We start from the raw sequence: 17165 nt of genomic DNA on the forward strand, positions 1-17165 counted from the left end.
ACAGAATTGAAATGAGGTAAATTATTATAATCCAGAATACAATTCGCTCTGGTGGAACAATCTGGAATCTGCCCTCTTCGATTTCTTCCTCGACGGCTAACGGTAGCCGATGTGAGACAACATGGACCGGCTTCAGGCAATGCAGGTTTTCACAAAAGTGGTCGAGATGAACAGCTTCTCCCGGGCAGCGGATGCGCTCAATCTGCCCCGTGCTTCTGCTACGACTATTATCAAGAAGCTCGAGGCGCATCTACAGGTTCATCTCATCCAGCGAACAACGCGACGCTTGAACCTGACTCCGGAAGGGGCAGAATACTATGAACGTTGCGTTTGCATTCTTGCTGAGATTGATGAAACGGAAGGCTCATTTGCAAAGACGGGAATGGGACCCCGAGGAAAACTTCGATTGGATATGCCGGCGTCAATCGGCCGACTTATCGTGATACCACGCATCGGAGACTTTCGGAAGCGGTATCCGCACGTCGAACTCATGCTCGGCTTTGGTGACAGGCCCGTTGACCTGATCCAGGAAGCTGTGGATTGTGCGATTCGAGTCGGCGAGCTCCGGGACTCTGGACTGGTCGCTCGGAGGCTCGGCAACCTTCTAACACTAACTGCCGCCAGTCCCGGTTACATTCGCCGATATGGCGCGCCACAGGTTATTGAAGATCTTCATGAGCATATGGCCGTGCAGTATTTCTCGAACAGCACCGGACGGAACACTCCGTTTAACTTCATGGCGGCAGGACATTCATCTGATGTCAAAATGAAGGGAACCCTGTCGGTGAATGACGCTGATGCCTATGTAATGTGCGGTGTCGACGGCGAAGGCATCATTCAGAGTCCTAGGTTCATGCTCGCCCCGTATCTAAGCAGTGGGGAACTTGTCGAGGTGCTGCCAACGTGCAAACCTCGCTCTATGCCTATCGCAGCCGTCTACCCACGCAATCGCTACCTCGCGCCAAAAGTTCGCGCTTTCGTTGAATGGATAACGGTATTGTTCCAAGAGTGCCCATTGATGTCGGAAGTGGTGGACGTGAATGAACGCGGCTCGACGAGTCACCTTGTCAAAAGTGCCTACCCTGCTACGCACCGCACTCCCGGAGATTTTGGGTCAACGCCTCTGGAGGCGACGCCTGAAAACTATGACTGCGCCTAGCGTCGGAATGGCCGTTGCCAATATTCGGCGTGAAGCGAGTCCGATTGGCAACTGACCCAGTTTTCCGATCTGCCGCTCGTAGAGCCGTCGTTCAGAAACTCTTAGAACATGTAGCTGCTAGTCGCATTCAATCCTACGCGGTAAAGCCTTCCACGCTTCGCGTCCCCGGCCGCACTGCGAAATTCTTCGAAAACTCTGGGAATCTTATCCGTCTCCAAGGTCCGCGGGACAACATTTGGCTTTGACGACCAAATCAGACTGGAGTGCTGTCGGGGGCTATGTCACTAGTAAGGACAGCGCGCGGCCGAACACGGAAGACGGCGCCGCGAACAGGCAGCCGCACCCCGGTAGACTGAGCGCCCACTGAAGCCCTCGGTCGGCAGTAGTGGGCGACCGCGGTGACGCAGGACAATGAACTCACAGCCTCCTGTCAACAGAGAGACGCGCCCAGCATCGACCTGAACAGACTGGCCGTACATCTCGATCCGCGTCAACAGTACCCACCGGGCGCGACTGTGTGTCGAACAGCTCCTTAGCTCGAAGCGGCAGATTCCGCATGGAAAGGACAATTACCTCATCATGAGTACGGCCTGGTGTCGCAGCGGGATGTGAACAGACACTGGGGTTCCGTTGCCAGGCTCGATGTCAATCACCAGCAAAATCGCACGAGTCACCGTTGCGTGCCGCCGCTTGATCGAAGCCGCAGGCGTCGTCCCTGCCGTGCAGCTCGCGCGCCGTTGCGGTGCATTCCAGCGTCATTGCGGCGTTTCGCGCAACATTGGTCAGCGAGGCCTGAACGATGCGAAAGACCGTGGTCGCATACGCATTTGACAAAACAGGCTCGCTGCCCTTGTTGCGAAACTGGCAGGGAATACATTTGGTCGACTAAAATCCTCGACCAACCAGTCCAGCGCGGCGGCCTGCGGTTCGCTCGCGGCGTCGCGCAGCATTGAGACTTCCCATTCCCTCAGTTCGCGCATCTCATCGGCTTTTCTCGTCGCTTCCCGGTCACCGGCAAGCCGGATCCTGCACAATGAAACGTCTATCTTCAGCGCGGCAAACAGTTGGCCGGGTTCGTCGCGAACTTCCATCGCGATCAGTTTTCTCTCCTCTTCGCGAATCGCCACCATGTAGCCCGACAACCTGCGCAACTGTTGACGAGACTCGAGCAGATCCTGCACGAGACGCTTGAGCTCTGGAATGTCGCTCCGGTCGATGCGAATCGCGGCCCCATCATCGTAGGCGACGAAACGGGCCGTCGTCATTGTCCAGAGTATGGAATCGGTCCGCCGCTGAAATCGAACTTCCCCCCTCTGGAAGCTCTTCTCATTTCGCGAGTGTCGCAGCAATCTCTGGCATTCGGCCGGGTCCACGATGCTGGTGATCGCGTCCTGGCGCGCGTCGAGACCGAACATCTTGCGCCCCGGTTTGTTCGTGTCGAGAATTCGTCCGCCAATCTCCTGCGTGGGCCGCCGGCCTACCTGTCCGCGCTGAACACGGACATCATTCGCAGTGCAGAAGTAAGCCGAGCAGTGCGATCTCGTCACTGGGCAGAACTTCATGGTGGTGCTCTCCAAGTTCACGAAGTGACTGCACCAGTCGTCTGACCAGAGATGGATCATCCCCAGCCAAGGGCCAGCCGTACATGAGATATGCCAGAGCGAGGGCGTTGCGTTGCGCACACCATCGATCAAACAGCGTCAGGCATATCTGCTCTACGAACGCCAATCGCTGACTCCTCGCGTCCTGAGGTGGCATTCCAGTCGCAGGTTCAGACTGACGATGCGGCTCGTCGCGAACTGGCAGAACCACAGGAAATCGGTCGGTCTTCGTTTGCATGCCAGATAGCGGGTAGCGGGTGTGTGGTGGAACGGCATCTGCGTAGCGGCGGACGTGGCTGCGACCGGTATGACCGCACGGCTGCCCCAATCTTCATTACTCCAGCCCGCGCCAGCGGGACCTGCAGGCGGGGCAAACCTGCGCGTGTTCGGCTACTGACGGGCGGCTGACTCCTGACCCAGTGCAGCCAGGATGGAATTGGTGATTTGGAGGAGTGCCGAATGATATTCGGCCGATAACGCCACATCGTCCATCAACGACATGGCATCTTCGATGCCATGTCGAAATGACCGGATGACCTCGCCTCGCTGCAAGGTCGTCAGTTGTGGCAAGGCTGCATCAAAAAACTTCCCCAGCACCATAGCCCGCGCCCCAAGCATGCCAATGGTCTTTGTGTTGGCCGTCACGAGCCTGCTCATGTGGTTCAGCGTCTCCATAGAATTGTCCAATTTTCAGCCCTCTCAGAATGCCTGCCAGTCTACTGCGGTGGCATCCGGCGCGACCACGGTGCTCCTGGCTGCGGTACTGAGTGGCGTCATTTTGGCCGTCGCTGTACGTGAAGGCGCGCGAACTGCCGGTGCCGGTCGATTTGGTTCACTCTGCGGGATGACCACCCGGGATGCGGATGGTCCCGTATCAGCGATCCTGAAGATGGCCACCGCGTCACGCAGCCCCTGAGCCTGCTGGGCCATTGACTGAGCCGCCGCAGCAGCCTCTTCAACCAGGGCGGCATTCTGCTGGGTCACCTGATCCATCTGGCTGACCGCCTGGTTCACCTGCTCAATGCCGGAGCTCTGTTCTTCCGAGGCCGACGAGATTTCGCCCACGATGTCGGTCACACGCTGTACCGACTGAACAATTTCGTTAATCGTACTACCGGCTTCCTCAACGAGCTTCGATCCGGCGTTCACCCGACTCACCGACTCGTTGATCAGATCCTTGATTTCCTTAGCCGCAGTGGCGCTACGCTGGGCAAGCGTGCGGACCTCGCCGGCCACGACGGCAAACCCCCGCCCCTGCTCCCCGGCACGCGCCGCCTCGACCGCAGCGTTGAGTGCGAGAATGTTGGTCTGGAAGGCAATACCCTCGATCACGCTGATAATCTCGGACATTTTGGCTGAGCCGCCAGATATCCCCTGCATCGTCTCGACGACACGGCCGACCACCTCACCGCCCCGACGCGCGTTTTCCGACGCGGTGTTAGCCAGCGTGGTTGCCTGCCTTGCGTTGTCCGTGTTATGGCGGACCGTGCTGGTCAGCTCTTCCATGCTTGAGGCTGTTTCCTCGAGTGACGTCGCCTGCTCTTCCGTGCGTTGAGACAGATCGGTGTTGCCTTGCGCTATCTGCTGGGATGCTACGCTGACCGAACCAGCCGAGCGTCGGACTTCGCCGATGACCTCTGCCACACGCCCCAGCAAGGCATTGAAAGCGGCGGCGGTATGACCGATTTCGTCCATGCGTTCGACTGGGGCTGCGTTGGTCAGGTCCAACGATTGACTCACATGCTGCAACGTCTGCTGGATGCGGTTCAGCCCCGCGGTGATTAAGCGGTAAAGCTGGATGCCCGAACCGCCGCTCACCACCAGGGCGGCGAGAATACTACTAATCAGCAGCCAGAAGGCCTGCGAATAGGCTACATTATTCTCATCCCGCACCCCCTGGCTGAGCTTGTTGTTGTACTCCACGTGGTGCATGAGGGTCTCTTTCAGTGCATTACTCGCGCTGCTCAATGCGCCACCGTCGAGCAGGATGGGCTTCGCGCCCTCCACATCTCCCGCGCGAGATTTATCAAGGAAATTTTGTCGTGCGGACCGATAGGTGGCCATGGCCGCCTTGTCCGCCGCCAGAAGTTTCCGGTCGTTGTCATCCGAGATATCGTCCCGTTCGTAAGTCGCGATATGACCGTCGAAGCTGCTATCGAGAGCGGCCATCGCTTGCTCTATTGAACTCTTGAGAGCGCTGTCTGCGGTGAGGAGATGTCGATAACTGAGCTGCGTGAGATTGCTGGCATCACCCCTGGCGCCGATAAGCTCCTCGATGCTGGGAATAATATTGACCTGTACGTATTCGAAGCGCTGTTGTGCCTGGTTGAGCCTCCAGAGACCGTTCAGCCCCACCAAAATCAAGGCGAGAAAGGCTATGGTCAACGTAAGGATCAAACGCCTGGAAATCGTCATGATATGTCCGCGAGTCTAAGAGAGATGCGCCGGTTTGCAGTTGTCGGTATACGTCGCAAGCATGGCGCTCCTGTCGGCGATGCTGACTGGTGCCATCTCCGGATTCATCGACGCGGCAAAGTGGGTATGCGAACATTCAGTGCCGTCACCCTGACAGACATCCAACCTGAACATTGGAACGGAAGCTTTCAGATCGTTTGCCTATGACTGAAGCGAACTGGCAGCGACCACCGCCCTTACGACCAGCGCGACGTTCCGCTTTGTGACTTCCAGGCCGTGAGCGTTCGTCCGACTGTCGACGACGCCGTCGCTCACATGTCGTCATGTTTCACTTGCACCCCGTTTGCTTGATGTTATCGGTGCAGCACTCGCACGCATAACACTGAACCAACTTGCAATGACACGGCCAGAGTGTGTCACGTGCTCGCACCCAGATAAATCGCAGAATAAGAAAACACCATTCGGTTCAAAAAAATAATCGGATTGGATATTTTTGTGACACCGCAAGGGAGAAGGAATCGCCTGCTAGATGCACGACCATGATCTTGCAGAATCGATAGTTCTTTGATGCGAAACTGCCGCTGACCTGGACAAGAAGGATGTCTATAACAGTTACGATCGTAGGCTCGACACGTTCCGGCAATTCCTCATGGAAGCTGGAACGAGTAAGCCGGTTGTTCTGGTAGCCGACGCCTTGACGCAGTCAGCCACGTCTCTCTGCCGTCGTTAGGCACGGTGTTTCGCGTGTCGTCGTAGGGGTAACAGGGGCAACGCCGACCTGCTCGAGCTGTTCAACGGCTTGCCCGATCTGCATGCGGTCGCCGTCGTCGAAAACGACAAACCGGAGGCGCCAATCAACCGACGCAGTTCATCGACCATTACGCCCTGCCGTATCACCGCGAACTGTTCAGCAAGCGGTCTTCTGCGCAACAACTCAAAAGGGACGCCCTGGGGACAAGAGCGTCTCGTCGAGGCGCGGTGGCGGGATGGGCCTCTAAAGACATTGCGAGGATCAGAAAGTCGAACGCGCTTCCCGCGGAAACGCGGTGTACAGGCGCGCTGACATGACTTGCGTTTCTTCGACGATGCGCCGCGGCATCGAGAACTCTTGACCCGCCACCAGCGGTCGGCCCCCCGCATTGGTCCGCTCGAACAGTTCGACGCTGCGGCGATATTCGAGGTCTAGCGTTGGCGGCTAAGCGTGGACCGCCGAATATCAAGCTCGTCGTCCGCTTGGCCAAGACTTCGATGCCACGACGCAACGATCGTCCAATGGAGATGCCGAAGCTCCTCGCTCACGCGGTGCAGTATTACGAAAGAAGCTTACCGAATATAAGGCTCTTAAACTCCATTAGTGGCGCGTCGCTCTTTTCGGCGCGCATCCGCAAGAGGGTACCTTCCCAGCTATTCAATATGAAACCAGCCAAAGACGCTGCGGGAAATTGACTGCCTATCGCCCCCTCTTCCTGCGCTTGCGCAATGCATTTCTCAAGCGCCTTGCTCCAGGTTCTGAAATGCGTGGTCAAACTTCCCCGTATCAGCGCACTGTGGTCCGCCGCCTCGGCGCTGAAATTGCCAAGTACGCAGCCGCGGGTATAGCCAGACGCCCGGAACGCCTCGATCCGGTTGTCGAAGTAAGCCTCCAAGCGCGCTAGCGGCGCGAGCTCCAGTTTGCGCAAGAAATCGTGCAGCTTGCCCAGTGCACGATCGGAATATGCATCGATCACTTCGGCTCCGAACGCCTCCTTGCTGGAGAAATGATTATAAAAGGAGCCCTTGGGGACGTCGGCGCCCTCGACGATGCTCTGAATCCCCGTGGCAGCATATCCCTCAGCGTGAATCTTCTGCAGTCCCGCCTGGATAAGATTGTGCCGGGTATCGGGCCTGGGCTTCGGGCCCCTTCGGTTGGCTGGGAGAGACGTCACTTCAAACCCCTTGACTAATGAAAGATGACCGGTCATATTTAAGACGACCGGTCATACGACAATTCAATTGTCGTTGTTTTGGGGGCGCACGTCAAGAAAGCGTCTTGTAGGGCCCGTTTCAGCGGGGCCCGCGCCTAAAAGCGCGTCTACATCCGGATCGATGGACTTTGCGCCCAATGACAACACATGTTTTGCAAGGAAAACCAAAGTGATTTCAAAGCTTAATGTGAAAGTCCCCGCAGAAGGCGGAATTGAGCTCGGAGCGTGGCTATTCCTGCCCAATGGGGATGGCCCCCACCCCGCGATCACCATGGCCCATGGCTTTGCGGGAGTCAAGGAACAAGGCCTTGAGCGGTTCGCCCAAGCATTTGCCGCGGCGGGTTTCGTCGTGCTTGTTCACGATCATCGCAATTTCGGGGCGAGCGGTGGCGCGCTCCGCGGAGACGTCGATCCATGGGTGCAAATCAGAGATTGGCGTCGCGCAATCTCCTATCTTGAGACCCGCCCGGAGGTTGATCGGGAACGAATTGGTCTGTGGGGCACGAGCTATGCCGGCGGACATGCTCTCGTGCTTGGCGCCACCGACCGACGCCTGCGCTGCGTCGTTTCACAGGTTCCAACGATCAGCGGTTACGAGCAGGGATTGCGGCGGGTTTCACCTGACGCCTCGCCCGCCTTGGAGCATGCTTTCAACGAGGATGAGAGAGCACAGTTGCGCGGAGAACCACCGCGCCGACAGGCGGTTGTAAGCGCCGACCCCTCTGTTGCTGCCGCCTACCGCTCCCAGGACGCGGTCAATTTCTATCTCCAGCCTGTTCCGACTGGCGTCTGGGAAAACAACTTCACCATTCGCTCGACGCGGGGTGCGCGTATGTACGAACCCGGTAACTGGATTACGCGCGTTTCGCCAACACCGTTGCTGCTGGTCGTCGCGCGCGATGACAGGCTGACGGTCACCGACCTGGCGCTTGCGGCTTACGAGCGTGCGCTGGAACCGAAACGGCTCGCCCTGATACCAGGCGGGCACTTCGATCCTTATCTCGGCCAGTTTCCACTGGCGGAAGCTGCCGCAACCGAATGGTTTCGCGAGCACCTGCTCAATCCGAACGCGAGCCGGCCGTAGTGCGCATTGAGGCCCGCTACTCTTTCGCCGCGGCCAATTGAGACTCTCTCACAACAGCAAGAGGTATGATGATGACTGGATTGGACACTCCGAACGCCAACCTTAAATGGGATGTGCTTTCGATAAGGCGCAAGGGCCTCTCGCGCGATTTGCCTCCCGGCAAGGAAGAGCTGAAGTGGGTGGCGAATTCGGTAACGCTAATCCACGGTGAACGTGACGCGGTTCTCGTGGACACTTTTCTCACGATCGAGCAATCGCAGACTCTGCTCGATTGGCTCGTCGCGAGTGGCAAGAATCTGACCGCGATCTACATCACCCACGGACACGGCGACCATTTCTTTGGCCTTCCATTGCTTCTGAAGCGATTCCCGCACGTCAAGGCAGTCGCGGCACCCGAAATCGTCAAGGCCATGCATGCGCAAATATCGCCCGACATGGTCGAGAACTTCTGGGGTCGGCTTTTCCCTGGCGAGATTTCAGACCGCCTGTTGGTCGCCGAGCCGCTGGAAAACAATGAGCTGGAGCTGGAAGGGCACAAACTTATCGCGGTGAATGCCGGGCGGACCGATACGGCTCATTCCACTTGCCTGCACGTCCCATCGATCGGACTAATCGTCGCGGGGGATGCGGTCTACAACGGCATTCATCCGTATCTCGGCGAGACCGATGCACAGAGCCGGCTTGAGTGGATTTCCACGCTCGACAAGCTTGATGCCCTGAAACCGAAGGCGGTGATCGCTGGACACAAGGTGCCGGAAAACGGCGATGATCCCCGCTGCATTGCCGAGACGCGACAATATCTCGTCGACTTCGACCACCTGAATGCAGCAACATCGACCGCACGTGAGCTCTACGATGCGATGCTGCAAATCTATCCCGATCGCGCCAACCCCGGCTCACTCTGGAGCGCAGCGAACGCCGTGAAGAAGGACGCATAGAGGCGCCCCTGGGGCTGAGACCGGCAAAACCGTGCGGGCCTTGCATCCCAAGACGATCGCGTTGGAAGCTTGTGATGACTCATACCCACAACACCGCGCCGACGCAGTTTGTCGAGGCCAACGGAATCCGTTTCGCCTATCGCCGCTTCGGCAAAGCCAACGGCGTGCCGCTCGCCTTTAGCCAGCACTACATCGGCGCCACGGATCATTGGGACCCGACGGTGACGGGTGGCTGGGCTCGCGACCGGGGGGTGATCCTGTTTCAACAACGCGGGCGTCGCCAGCAGCTCCGGCAAGCTCCCGACGACGTTCGAGCGGCTGGACGCTGACGCCATCGCCTCCATCAAGGCGCTGGGCCTCTGAAGCGAGTTGACGTATTTGGCTTCTCGATCGGCGGCATGGTCGCGCAGGAAATCACTTTACCGGCACCCGATCTCGTTCGCAGGTTGATCGTCGACGGCACAGGTCCGCGCGGCGGTCAGGGAATGGAGTTGCTGACCCAGGCTGCAGGGCAGCTCTTCGGCGCCACCTTCGATCCGCCCGAGCATGTCTGGCTCGCGTTCAAATTCAGTCCGTCCGCGGCAGGCCAGGCGGCGGGACGAGAGTTCCTGAAGCGCACGCATCTTCGGCAAGAGGGCCGCGATCCCGAAGTGAACGACAATGTGTCGCCCGCCCAGGTCGAAGCGATGGGCAATTGGGGCGTACAGCAAAAGGGGGCCTACAACTATCTGAAGACGATCAAGCAGCCAACACTCGTCGTGAACGGCAGTAACGACGTCATCATGCCCACGGTGAATTCTTTCACACGGTGAACTCTTTCATCATGCAGCAGAACCTCCCGAATGCGCAGCTGATCGTCTACGCCGACTCCATTCACGGCGCGCACCACCAGTACCCGGAGCTCTTCGTCGGTCATATCTCGATGTTCCTGTCCGATTAAGTCACCTCAGCGTATTCACCCGAAAGACAAGGCGCATGAACGCCCACCCAGTCGTACTCATCACGGGGGCGCTCACCGGCATCGGCTGCGCAACCGCGCTCGCATTCGCCCAGGACGGTTCGCGCGCCGATGTCCGCCGCGAAGACGACGTGCGCAGTATCGCTGACAAAACGGTCGAGTGGTTTGGCCGCTTAGATGTCGCCGTCAACAACGCTGATACCGAAGGCCATCCCGACCCATTGACCCAACAGTCCGCCGAGACCTATGCCACTACGTTTGATACGAACGTGCTCGGCACTATCTTGAGCCTACCACGCCTAACTACGGCAGAGACAGATGACCGCCTACTCCAATGCGCCGGTTATCAAAACAACCCGCTTCCCCATTCCAGCTTCTAAAAAGAATTGCTGAGACATGTTGGACGCAGGAGCGCAGCTACTATAGACGTTCGTATGGTTCAGATCGGGGGCTGTTTCGCGTCAAAGAATTCACGACTCTGCGGGACCTTGTTCGTGTATTCCGGGGCCATCCTGTCGATCTTGCAATATGACACAAACATCCAATCTCCATTGTTAGCTTAGGATGAATAGAGTTATTAAAATCTGCGATTTATCTGAATGTGAGCACATGGCAGAATTTGGTCGGGACCATGCCGTCACAAGTTGTCAATCGGCCAGTCTACATGTACGGGTGCTGCCTCGATAACTGACGCACGACGATATGTGAGCTGCTCTCGTTGGCAGTCAGATGACCGACCGCGGCCTCGCAGAAACGGAGCAAGAGCGTCGACCTGGTCAACAGGCGGTCACGCAGATGGATGAAGTCATGCAGCAGAATGCCGCGCTGGTTGAGGGAGCTTAGTCGATGGCCCAGCAGGTCCAGGGGGCTGTGTGACGCGGTGGCCTTTTGTGAAGGGAATCCTTATCACCCGTTGCTTCCAGGCTATCCATGGAGAATAGGTTGATTTTAAACAGACCGTCCATCATCTGGCGCGCGATATCTTTCGTGGCGCTCGCCTGCCTGTTTCTCGTTGTGCTCAATGGCTGCCGGAGTTGGAACGCGCAGTCGGTTGATCTGGGCGAAACGCACGTTGCCAGCGCGAACCTCGCACGGGCAATGGCTCAGCAGGCCGATGACACGCTCAAGGAAGCAGACATTGCGTTGCTGGGCATGGTTGAGCGATTGGAGTTAGACGGGATCGGCCCGCCGCTCCTAAACGACTGCGCAGCATCCTGGTGAGACGCCTCGCTTTCCACGCCTCACACCGCGCAAACCCTGCGGCTTCATCAGCCGCCCGACGGTGCAACGTGTCACCGCAATAACCGCCCCGGTTCAATTGCTTCCAGACTTTGTCCGCGCCGTAGACCCGCATGTTGGCTTGCCAGACTCGCTTGATTTCCGGACTCAGAAACTCATCGCGTTTCGCTCGGGCACAGCGCCGCGACGGATCGCGAAGCTGTGCGGCATGACGCCGATAGCACGACGGGGCAATCCGCAAAACCTTGCAGATCGACTGACCCCGAAGGGGTCGCGATGCTGATCGATACAGGCCTTCAGGACTTCGGGCGGCGGTCGAGTTCCATCTGCGCGAAAAATGCGCTCGCCAGCTCCAGGATCTCATTGGCACGGCGCAGTTCCTTAACCTCTCGCTCCAGTGCCGTGAGGCGCTCACGTTCCGACGTGGTGACGCCCGCACGCTCACCGCAATCAACTTCTTCGCGCTTGACCCATCCCGACAGCGTCTGGCTCGTACAGTCGATCTTTGGGGTGATGGATTCGATCGCTGCCCACTGTGAGGGATACTCCCCCGATGCTCTTGCACCATGCGCACAGCACGTTCGCGGACTTCAGCAGAAAACTTGTTCGACTTGTTCATAGCTCCGTTCTCTCGAGAGTTGGAGCCTGCACCAAATATGGGGCGGTTCATTTTTTGGTGTGTCGTCTTTTTTGTCGGCAGCGGCGTCGAACTTGGTAGCAAGTCCGCGTCACTTCCGAAGCCGCCAGTTAGGAAACTTGACTCTCCATTGTCGCGAACGGCCGCTATCGAGAAAGCTGAGCGCCTCAAGTCGCCCCTGAGCAGACGTGCAAACCTGCGCCTCGGCAGCGGCTACTTCCAAGGTGCAGCGGCCGGTCACCGTGTCACCAGCCGAAGGCTTGTGTGAGCCGCAACTTCGGGATTCAACTGCACCCATCGCATTCTTTTTGAGTCTGGCACACCAAAGCACCGAGTACGTGCAGCTCAGCGCGTGTCATCACGATTTGCTGACCCCAACCCGCCTCAAATCGCAAAACTCGGGTCTCGTCCGACTGTTTGGGACGCGTGCCCTAGCCATTTTTTTGTGACGCTATCGCATAACAACTTGGCGAAATGCTCGATCCGTGTAACGTCCGTTGCAAACATAATACAAGGCAAAAATTTCTCTTCCGAAAGAATTCAGTGTGGGCTATTTTTGCCGAGCTTTGATTTTGGCAGGAACAGCATATCCGGCGAAAAGCGTCGGCGCCTCGAGGCGCACGGGAACGGTAAGAACAGCATTGACTAGTTCTTGCTCGTAGTGGGTTAGCCGGGTTCACGTATCTTACATAGCATTACTTATGATAATTGCACCGGGCAACCACGTTCAATGAGATCACTCTCATCACGAGAGCGATAGATCCTTACTTCAATAAAGTGAAAAACAGATGAAAATGATAAAGACCTCGGTGGCTTTCCTCACGCTTAGCGCACTCGGTAGCGCGGCGCACGCGCAAAGCAGCGTGACTCTGTACGGCATCGTCGACACAGGTATCCTCATCAACAACAACGTCAAAGGTTTGCACCAGTACGCGTTCTCACAGGCGACGTCGTCGCGCTGGGGCATGAAGGGAACGGAAGACCTGGGCGGCGGTCTGTCGGCGATCTTCACCCTTGAAAGCGGCTTCTCCTCTGGCACCGGCACGCTGAGCCAGGGTGGCCTCCTGTTCGGCCGCAAGGCTTTCGTCGGACTGAGCAGCAAGACCTGGGGTACCGTAACGGCAGGTCGCCAATACTCGGCAAGCAATGATTTGACCTCCACGTTCGCATCTGGCGCCGACTGGGCGGCTTCCGGACTCGGCTACGGCACGCGCGCGAGCGACGTCGATAACGTTAATACCTCGAACCGCGTCCAGAATTCGATCAAGTACACGAGCCCGAACTACAGAGGCTTGCAGGTAGGCGTGCTGTACAGTCTGGGCGGCCAGGCAGGCAATTTCTCGCAAAACTCGGTTGTGGACGCGGCAGTCTCGTATACGAACGGTCCACTTAAACTTGGTGCCGGCTATACGTTCGTCAAGGACCCGTATTACGCGACGTTCGGCAATCAGGGAAATTCGTCGACGCCGTCGTCTTCCGCTACGGGCGCGAACGACAACATGAACAATAAGATCTACGGCGGCTACGCGTCAGCGGGTTCGCAACAGATCGTCGTGGCGGGCGGCTCGTACACACTTGGTCCGGCAATTATCGGCCTGTTGTACTCGAACACCCAATTCCAGAACCTGGGTTCGGTGAATGCAGTCGGTCAGATTTCCGGCCCGAAGTACACGGGCGGCACGGCGACTTTCAATTCCGGCGAAATCAACCTGAAGTATCAGGTGACCACGGCGTTGCAACTCGATGGCGCGTATATCTACACGCACAACAGCGGTGCGAACAACTTGGGCAGCGCGAAATATAACCAGTTCAACCTGGGCGCGACCTACGCATTGTCCAAGCGCACTTCGCTCTACGCGATCGGCTTCTACGAGACGGCTTCGGGTGTTGATTCGACGGGCAAGCGGGCCGTTGCCGATCTTAACGGCAGCGCCTACTCGGGCAACAACCACCAACTCGCCGGCATCTTCGGCATGACGCACAGGTTCTAATCAGGAAACCGGCCGCACCTTGAGCGGCCGGTTTCCGAGGCGACACCGACCTTCGGATGTCTTTGAAGGGGTATCGGAGAATGGCCGGAATCTGGATGGAATGGACGCAGGCCTCTGTCTGTCGTCAATCAGCGGCCTGTGTTAATACACCATGACTTTCCCTGAGGCAGAGGCCGGCCTGTCGTGAGGAACCAATCGCGGATTAATCAGTATGACTTTGGTGAGGCAAGGGCTGGCCCGCCGAGGGAAACAAACGCGGGTTTGCATCTCTGCCAGAGCCGCACGGTGTGGACAGGGCCACACCCGGCGATTTCCGGCACGGAGGTCAGCATGGAAAGCGATAGCACGGCGTATGTCAGTCCGGATTTCCACGTGCGATGAGAGTCGCCTGAGTTTCTGTTTCACTGAAGAAGGTGTGACCTGATGAAACCAGTTGTTCCATCAACCGCTCCCTACCCCGACATGCTGAGCCGGTAACGGCTTGGTGTGAAGCTAGGGGAGAACATAGCCGCCGGGCGCCACCATCCCGTCTGCGTCAGTCCGGAAATCCAGGCCCCTCTCGAAGGCCTGCCCCGGGGCCGTCATCGACCACGCTTGGGACGCCCACGCGCGGCTGTGCCGAAGATCCCGCCGGCTGACAGTGCGAGACAAGCCCATCAACATTACGGCCGTGGGTATTGCTCGCGAACTGGCAGCGTTCATAGGTAGAGCCAGGAATTAAAGTGACAGCCGGCAAGCTAGGAATCGAGGAATCCATCAGATTCACACACGGCGCCCGACAGAGCGAAGATCCGAGTATGTGGACGGCCGCAGGCTCCCGCTCAGTTCAGATTGAAAACTGCCTGAACAGGCTCCGTTTCAGGAGTCTGGCGAAGCCGTGGCGACCAGGTGTCGAAGACACCACACGCCGGCCGAAGGCCGGCGGCCCTCGGATAACAGTTCTCCCGCGAAAGGAATAGCAAACATATCGACCGTAGAGTTTCTATGACGAAGAGTTTTTGATATGAGTAGCCACCGGTTTTATTCCCAGGCACGAATTCGCCGCCAAGGTGTCAAGCGTAGCAGTGCGAGGAGCGACGGCATGGTGAGTCGACGAACCGGCTCCGTTGGAGAACGCGCCCAAGCGCTACAAGACGAGAATTTACCTGTGGCAAGTGCGCTCGAACCAGGTGCGCGACGCTACTGCCATCTGCCTGTCGGCGACGAGGGACCCGTCCGTCAGCGCGGGAGATAGCGACCAGCGCTCCGCCCTGCGGCCACTACTCCACCGCCGTCTCTTTTGCGTCACGGGCCGCCGGCGAGAGATTTGCATGTGCCTTGAACCATGCGAAGACCCGGCAGATGACATAGCGGTCAGCGACTGCGGGGCCGTTGTACCCCGCAGTCGGTTGCAACCTACAACTCCTCGTCATCGGGAGGATGCCTAAGCGACCGCGGCTTCCGGCGCTTGGGTGACACCAGTTGCCGCAACCGTCTTCTTGGTAGCGCCCATTTTTCTCTTTTGAGCCTTTTTAGCCGCGACCTTTTTCGTTGCAGTCGTCGAAGCTTTTTTGGTAGTCGTTTTCTTGCCTGCCAAGGCAGCCTTCTTCGCCGGACCCTTCGCTGCAATAGACTTCTTCGCCGGCTTGCGCGCCTCGACCGCAGCGCTGGCGTCCGCTCCTGCGCCTGCACCATCTATCAGGAATTTGCTCCGGTCCGCGCCCAACCAACCTGGTGCCCGACCTCGCCCGCTCCAGGTCGCGCCAGATTCCGGGTCGCGGTACATGGCCGGCTGAGGTCCCTTTCGCTGACCTTTGCCTGCAACTGCGCCGGCCGCCGAAGACGTCTTAACTGCGGCCTTCGCCTTACCTGTGGCACCGGCACTTTCGGCAATAGCAGTTTCAGTACCATCTGCAATCAGAAATCTGGTGCGGTCCTTCGCGCCAGCAATCCACGCCGGTGCGCGGCCATACCCACTCCAGGTTGTACCTGTTTTGGGGTCCAGGTACTTCGGTACTGGTTTAGCTTTTTCTCCACGGGCAACTCTCATACTACCGCGGGGCGCGCTGCCATTGAGCGCGTTGCCCTCACGCTTCGCCTTTGCTTTGGTCTCAATGTCAGCCGTGGTAAGACCGTGCTCCAACATCAACGCGCGAATCTGATCCACTACAACCTGCGTCTTCTTCGCCAGCATCGCGTCGGCTTGCGCCTGCAGTTTCTTAAGCTTTGCCTGAACCTGTTCCAATGTCGCCATGGCAATTCACCTTTTTGTTGAGAAAAATCGAACTATGCCACGCACTTGTCTTTTAATGCTATCGATTCAAACACAATCAGCCCCATTTTCATCTTATTTCGCATTGCAAGTGTAAGAAATGGTCGCCGAGCATTAGGATGCCGCCATCTCTTGGCCGCTAATTTGATAGTGTGAAATCTCCCCCGGCAGATTCCGGTAGCGTGCTTATGGGCTATCACCGCAGGATGGCGACGCCGATTCGAGCCGTTGGAGGACAACTCACGCATGACTCCCCGGAGCGTCCCGCTGCTACGGCAAAATGCAGGTTCCAGCCAGCACGACGCGATTCTCGCCGGCGCCTTCCGGGCGACGATCGGGTGATAGAAGAAGCGCGAAAGCTCCTCGTTGCAGAAGATCCGGACTTCACCGCGAAGAGGAAAGCAACAGCTCAGCTCCGCCCGGAAGCGGCCTGCGTGCTCTCGGGGCTGCTTTAAGCAAAGTACCGGCAACTGCTCGCAGCGCAGTGCCTTCTTGCGGGTGTCGAACTGATCCTGATTGACCCAGCCTATCCGCCGACCATCGGTGTGGTGAGGACACAGCACGACGGGACTGGAGTGTGCATGCTGCGGCGTCAGGTGTATCGTCCGTCGAAGACAGACGTTGACGGAGCGTTTGCTATGTGCCGGAACGGTTATCCGTGTGCCGGTGCGGGATGGCCATCACGCCCGCAAACTGTCTGCAGGGAAAAGTTGGGATTCGCGTGTGATTGCCTGGCGCGGCGTTCATGGGGCGCACAGAGGTGTGGTGCGCGAGCATTAACCAGCCACCCGGAGCGGTTCGTCGCCCCGGAGTGCGAAAGGTGCTCATGGTCGGGGGGTGTCCGGAATTTTGTGTAAACGGGTTGAGGTTTAACCCGGCACCAGCCGCTCTTCGAACTGGATCGTGAAGCGGTTCAGTGCGGCCTTCC

12 protein-coding genes, 3 pseudogenes and 1 other annotated feature are annotated in these 17165 nt (G+C 58.0%); of the genes and pseudogenes, 9 read left to right on the forward strand and 6 right to left on the reverse strand.

The window, feature by feature from the left end:
• Window positions 1-121 precede the first annotated feature (121 nt).
• Window positions 122-1159 carry a LysR family transcriptional regulator gene (locus BM438_RS39780; protein ID WP_093646081.1) on the forward strand — a complete coding sequence of 346 codons (1038 nt, stop codon included), beginning with the start codon at window positions 122-124 and terminating at the stop codon, window positions 1157-1159.
• Between the two features lie 782 nt (window positions 1160-1941).
• On the opposite strand, the gene BM438_RS39785 is transcribed toward BM438_RS39780, so the two are convergent.
• The 3 genes from BM438_RS39785 to BM438_RS46810 form a co-directional block, all read right to left on the reverse strand.
• A complete protein-coding gene (locus BM438_RS39785) occupies window positions 1942-2721 on the reverse strand; it encodes a sensor histidine kinase (RefSeq protein WP_143131836.1) in 780 nt (259 codons plus the stop codon).
• A gap of 429 nt (window positions 2722-3150) precedes the next feature.
• A complete protein-coding gene (locus BM438_RS39790) occupies window positions 3151-3435 on the reverse strand; it encodes a hypothetical protein (protein WP_244179564.1) in 285 nt (94 codons plus the stop codon).
• A gap of 24 nt (window positions 3436-3459) precedes the next feature.
• A complete protein-coding gene (locus BM438_RS46810; protein ID WP_093646060.1) occupies window positions 3460-5175 on the reverse strand; it encodes a methyl-accepting chemotaxis protein in 1716 nt (571 codons plus the stop codon).
• 769 nt (window positions 5176-5944) lie between these two features.
• Here BM438_RS46810 and BM438_RS47210 point away from each other — a divergent pair.
• Window positions 5945-6093: pseudogene (locus BM438_RS47210) on the forward strand (CBS domain-containing protein); the annotation flags it as partial.
• Between the two features lie 392 nt (window positions 6094-6485).
• Here the strand turns inward: BM438_RS47210 and BM438_RS39800 are convergent.
• The gene (locus BM438_RS39800; protein WP_093646062.1) at window positions 6486-7136 is read right to left on the reverse strand and encodes a TetR/AcrR family transcriptional regulator; all 651 of its coding nucleotides are present in this window, start codon (window positions 7134-7136) and stop codon (window positions 6486-6488) included.
• Between the two features lie 124 nt (window positions 7137-7260).
• Between BM438_RS39800 and BM438_RS39805 the strand changes: the two genes are divergently transcribed.
• From BM438_RS39805 to BM438_RS39825, 6 genes and pseudogenes are all read left to right on the forward strand, one after another.
• Entirely contained in the window at window positions 7261-8223 is a 963-nt protein-coding gene (locus BM438_RS39805) for an alpha/beta hydrolase (RefSeq protein WP_208620751.1), read from the forward strand.
• A 65-nt stretch (window positions 8224-8288) separates the two neighbouring features.
• Window positions 8289-9161, forward strand: coding sequence for an MBL fold metallo-hydrolase (locus BM438_RS39810; protein WP_208620752.1), 873 nt, complete (start codon window positions 8289-8291; stop codon window positions 9159-9161).
• Between the two features lie 74 nt (window positions 9162-9235).
• On the forward strand, window positions 9236-9490 hold the full coding sequence (locus BM438_RS46490) for a hypothetical protein (protein ID WP_244179565.1): 255 nt from the start codon (window positions 9236-9238) through the stop codon (window positions 9488-9490).
• A gap of 69 nt (window positions 9491-9559) precedes the next feature.
• Complete coding sequence (locus BM438_RS46495; RefSeq protein WP_244179566.1) at window positions 9560-9973, forward strand: alpha/beta hydrolase; 414 nt, start codon at window positions 9560-9562, stop codon at window positions 9971-9973.
• A 163-nt stretch (window positions 9974-10136) separates the two neighbouring features.
• A pseudogene (locus BM438_RS39820) lies at window positions 10137-10412 on the forward strand (SDR family oxidoreductase); the annotation flags it as partial.
• A gap of 637 nt (window positions 10413-11049) precedes the next feature.
• Window positions 11050-11340, forward strand: a complete 291-nt coding sequence (locus tag BM438_RS39825) for a hypothetical protein (RefSeq protein ID WP_093646069.1) — start codon at window positions 11050-11052, stop codon at window positions 11338-11340.
• 9 nt (window positions 11341-11349) lie between these two features.
• Here BM438_RS39825 and BM438_RS39830 read toward each other — a convergent pair.
• Window positions 11350-11977, reverse strand: a pseudogene (locus BM438_RS39830) (IS3 family transposase); the annotation flags it as partial.
• Window positions 11585-11700: a sequence feature (AL1L pseudoknot), on the reverse strand. It overlaps the preceding pseudogene by 116 nt.
• Window positions 11978-12783: 806 nt before the next feature.
• On the opposite strand from BM438_RS39830, the gene BM438_RS39835 reads away from it, so the two are divergent.
• Complete coding sequence (locus BM438_RS39835; protein ID WP_244179567.1) at window positions 12784-13986, forward strand: porin; 1203 nt, start codon at window positions 12784-12786, stop codon at window positions 13984-13986.
• A 1423-nt stretch (window positions 13987-15409) separates the two neighbouring features.
• Here BM438_RS39835 and BM438_RS39845 read toward each other — a convergent pair.
• The gene (locus BM438_RS39845; RefSeq protein ID WP_093646073.1) at window positions 15410-16219 is read right to left on the reverse strand and encodes an H-NS family nucleoid-associated regulatory protein; all 810 of its coding nucleotides are present in this window, start codon (window positions 16217-16219) and stop codon (window positions 15410-15412) included.
• Between the last annotated feature and the right edge of the window lie 946 nt (window positions 16220-17165).

It is taken from the genome of Paraburkholderia aspalathi (assembly GCF_900116445.1).
Taxonomy (GTDB): Bacteria; Pseudomonadota; Gammaproteobacteria; order Burkholderiales; family Burkholderiaceae; genus Paraburkholderia; species Paraburkholderia aspalathi.